A 3,662-nucleotide genomic window follows, 5' to 3' on the forward strand; every position below is an offset into this window, starting at 1 on the left:
CAGCAGAATACCGCCGGTGCCGCGCGTGTCGGCCGCCACGGCGGAGTAGGCCGCAGCGATCAGCGACGGGTCCGGCGCCTCAAGGCGACCGGGTCGGGCGAGGGCGTCGAGCACGACGAAGCGCAGCATGCCCGAGCGGTTCTTCTTGTCCCCCGCCATGTACGTGAGCAGGTCACCGAGGGCATCCGGATCGTAGGTGGTCGGCAAGCCGACGGCTTCGAGCACGGTGCGGTGGCGGTCGGCAGTCGCATCGTCGAGGCGGCCGCCCAGACGAGCGAGTTCGGCGGCGAACATCATGCCGACGGCGACGGCGGCGCCGTGACGCCATTTGTAGCGCTCCCGGCGCTCCACGGCGTGGCCCAGCGTATGGCCGTAGTTCAGGATTTCGCGGAGCGAGGACTCCTTCAGGTCGGCCGAGACGACATCGGCCTTCACCTGCACAGATCGACGGATCAACTCGGGTAGCACATCGCCGGTCGGATCGACAGCCGCCGCGGGGTCGGCTTCGATGAGGTCGAGGATCACCGGATCGGCAATGAAACCGGTTTTGATCACTTCGGCCAGACCCGCGACGATCTCGTTGCGCGGCACCGTCTCCAGGGTGCCCAGGTCGATCAGCACGGCGTCCGGCTCATGGAACGAGCCGACTAGGTTCTTGCCCGCGTCCGTGTTGATGCCCGTCTTGCCGCCGACGGCCGCATCGACCATGGCGAGCAGCGTGGTCGGGACGTGAATGACACCGATGCCGCGCATCCAGGTGGCGGCGACGAACCCGGCCAAATCGGTGGCGGCGCCGCCGCCGAGGCTGACGACTTTGTCGTTGCGCTTCATGCCGATCTTCCCGAAGACGTCCCAGAGGTAGGCCGCCACTTGCAGATCCTTACCGTCCTCGGCATCCGGGATCTCGATGCGGTGCGCGTCGAAACCGCGCTCGGCAAGATACTCGCGGATCTGCTCGGCGGTCGCTTTCAGCGTCGGCTGAAAAATGATCGCCACCCGGTCCGCGCCAGCGGCGGCCGCGGCCAGATCGGGCAGCAGGCCGCGGCCGATCACCACGTCGTACGGGCTGGCGGCGCGGACGGCCACCGTCACGGGCTCGGTCATAGGTTCTCCTGGTGGTCAGTAGGTGGTTTCGACACGGACCTCGGCTAGCGCCTCAGTCCGGCTCAACCAGCGATCGGGGGCCCGGTGGGTGGCTCGGGCAGAGCGGCGAGGATGGCGGCGACGACCTCGGGGACCGGGCGGGCGGCGTCAACGGTCTGGGTCGCCACCGCCCGGTAGGTGCCGGTGCGGGCTGCCAGCAGTTGTGCGTAGCGCGCGGCCGGATCAGGGTCGGCCAGCAGTGGCCGGTCGGAGTCGGCGACGCGCGCGTAACCGTCGGCGGCACTGATCTCCAGGTACACGACGTACTGGCCAGCGAGGGCCTGGGCGATCTCCGGCACGGTCACCGATCCCCCGCCGAGCGCCACCACGCCGTCGGACGAGGCCAACACGTCCAGCACGGTATCGCGTTCGGCGGCACGAAAGGCCGCTTCACCGTCGGCGAAGAGCACGGGAATGCTGCGGCCGAATCGTCGTTCGATGTCCGCATCGGTGTCCACATAGTCCACTCCGAGCGCGGCGGCCAGCGCGCGCCCGACGGTCGACTTGCCCGACCCCATGAACCCGGTCAGGACGACGCGGGGCCGGGTCGCCGATGCAGTCACGGCCGCGGCGGTCGAAGATCGATGGCCGCCAGGTAGCCGCGCAGGTTGGCGGCCGTCTCGCGGGCCGAGTCGCCACCGAACTTCTCCAGGGCGGCCTGGGCGACGACAAGCGCAACCATCGATTCGGCGACGACCCCGGCGGCCGGGACCGCACAGACATCGCTGCGCTGGTGGATGGCGCTGGCCGGTTCGCCGGTCTCCATGTCCACGGTTGCCAGGGCGCGCGGCACGGTGGAGATCGGCTTCATCGCGATCCGAACACGCAGGTCCTCGCCGTTAGTCATGCCGCCTTCCAGGCCACCGGCCCGGTTGGTCGAGCGCAGCACCCCGTCCGGCCCGGGGACCATCTCGTCATGGGCCTGAGAGCCGCGGCGGCGGGCGGTGGTGAAACCATCGCCGACCTCGACGCCCTTGATGGCCTGAATACCCATCAGGGCACCGGCGAGCCGCGCGTCGAGTCGGGTGTCCCCCGACACGTGCGAGCCGAGACCGATCGGGACGCCGGTGGCAATGATCTCGACGACACCGCCGAGGGTGTCGCCGTCGCGTTTAGCGGCCTCGATCTCCTCGATCATCGACGCTTGCGCATCGGTCCCGAAGGCGCGCACGGGACTCTCGTCGATGGCGGCGAGGTCGTCGTAACGGGGGGTGGGACCGTCGTACGGGGTGCTATCACCGATCGAGATGACGTGCGAGAGCACCTCGATCCCGAAGACTTGGCGCAGGAAGTTGCGGGCTACGGTGCCCGCGGCGACGCGAGCGGCCGTTTCTCGGGCGCTGGCGCGTTCGAGCACCTGACGCGCATCGTCGAAACCATACTTGAGCATGCCGGAGAAGTCGGCGTGCCCGGGCCGTGGACGGGTGAGCGGAGCGCTGCGGGCGCTGCCTTCGAGCTCGGCCGGGTCGACCGGGTCGGCCGACATGACTTGCTCCCACTTAGGCCATTCGGTGTTGCCAATCTCGATGGCGATCGGACTGCCCAGGGTCTGACCGTGCCGGATGCCACCGATGATGGTGACCTGGTCGGCCTCGAACTTCATCCGGGCGCCGCGCCCGTAGCCCAGGCGGCGGCGAGCCAGCTGTTCGGCAATGTCCGACGAGGTGACCTCGACACCGGCCACCATGCCGTCCACCATCGACATCAGGGCGGGGCCGTGTGATTCTCCAGCAGTTATCCAGCGCAACACAAGGAACTATTGTTCCACGAGTCCCGCTCGGCCAGCTCAGCGGCTCATCGCCACTGACCGTATTCGGCCTTTTCGATGGTGTTGACGTCGACCTGCACCCCGCCGACCGTGGTCTGGCCGGGGATCTGGTGCAGGTGTCCGGGGATCTGGTGCAGGTGTGCGGCCGGGTGCAGGTAACCCTTCGGCGTGCCCCAGTCGTGCTGCCAGAACCAGTGAGCCAGTCCGGTGGCCGACACCCGCGCAATGGTCGGGGCGTTGGCGTAGACACCCATCCGGGCCGCTCCGATCACCGATCGCCAGCCAAGCAGATAGGGCGCAATCTGGGTGAGGAACTGGGTCTGCGTCGGATTGTCGTCGATGGAGACGTAGATCGGTGCGCCATCTGGTCCTCCGGCCGCCCGGTGGATCTCCACGCCACGCGCCGCATGCGTGCGCCCGGCCGGGTAGCCGCCTTTCCAGTCGGCAGTGTCATCCTTACCGAACTGATAGTTCGACACGACGGCCAGGCCGGTGGCGCGCATCGCCGTGGCTTCGGCGGCTGCCAATGGTTTGCCGGTCATATATTCCGCCCCCGGGCGGCGGTCAGAAATGTAGCGGATCACCCCGGCGTGACCGGCCCGCATGACCGCGTCCGGCGTGGGAACGCCGACGGCGTAGTCCAGGAGTGTGCCGAGCCGGGCCGGAACAGCCGACGGCGGGAGGCTCGCCGATCCACTGCCGAGGAGACTGCCGAGATCGTCGGCGCGCACCGGCGCGGGCGGGAGGAGGC

Annotated in this window: 4 protein-coding genes; all 4 read right to left on the reverse strand. The window is 68.9% G+C overall.

Annotated features, from left to right (window positions below):
* Positions 1-1,104 (reverse strand): 3-dehydroquinate synthase (aroB, locus tag WAW85_RS17075; protein ID WP_422560775.1); only part of this gene is annotated, 1,104 nt, incomplete at its 3' end.
* A 62-nt stretch (positions 1,105-1,166) separates the two neighbouring features.
* A complete protein-coding gene (locus tag WAW85_RS17080) occupies positions 1,167-1,706 on the reverse strand; it encodes a shikimate kinase (RefSeq protein ID WP_422560776.1) in 540 nt (179 codons plus the stop codon).
* Positions 1,703-2,893 (reverse strand): chorismate synthase, encoded by a 1,191-nt coding sequence (aroC, locus tag WAW85_RS17085; protein ID WP_422560777.1) that lies wholly within the window; start codon positions 2,891-2,893, stop codon positions 1,703-1,705. The genes WAW85_RS17080 and aroC overlap by 4 nt, the downstream gene beginning before the upstream one ends.
* A gap of 44 nt (positions 2,894-2,937) precedes the next feature.
* Entirely contained in the window at positions 2,938-3,642 is a 705-nt protein-coding gene (locus WAW85_RS17090) for a DUF1906 domain-containing protein (RefSeq protein WP_422560778.1), read from the reverse strand.
* Positions 3,643-3,662 lie beyond the last annotated feature (20 nt).

It is taken from the genome of Gordonia sp. (in: high G+C Gram-positive bacteria), assembly GCF_049299075.1.
Taxonomy (GTDB): domain Bacteria; phylum Actinomycetota; class Actinomycetes; order Mycobacteriales; family Mycobacteriaceae; genus Gordonia.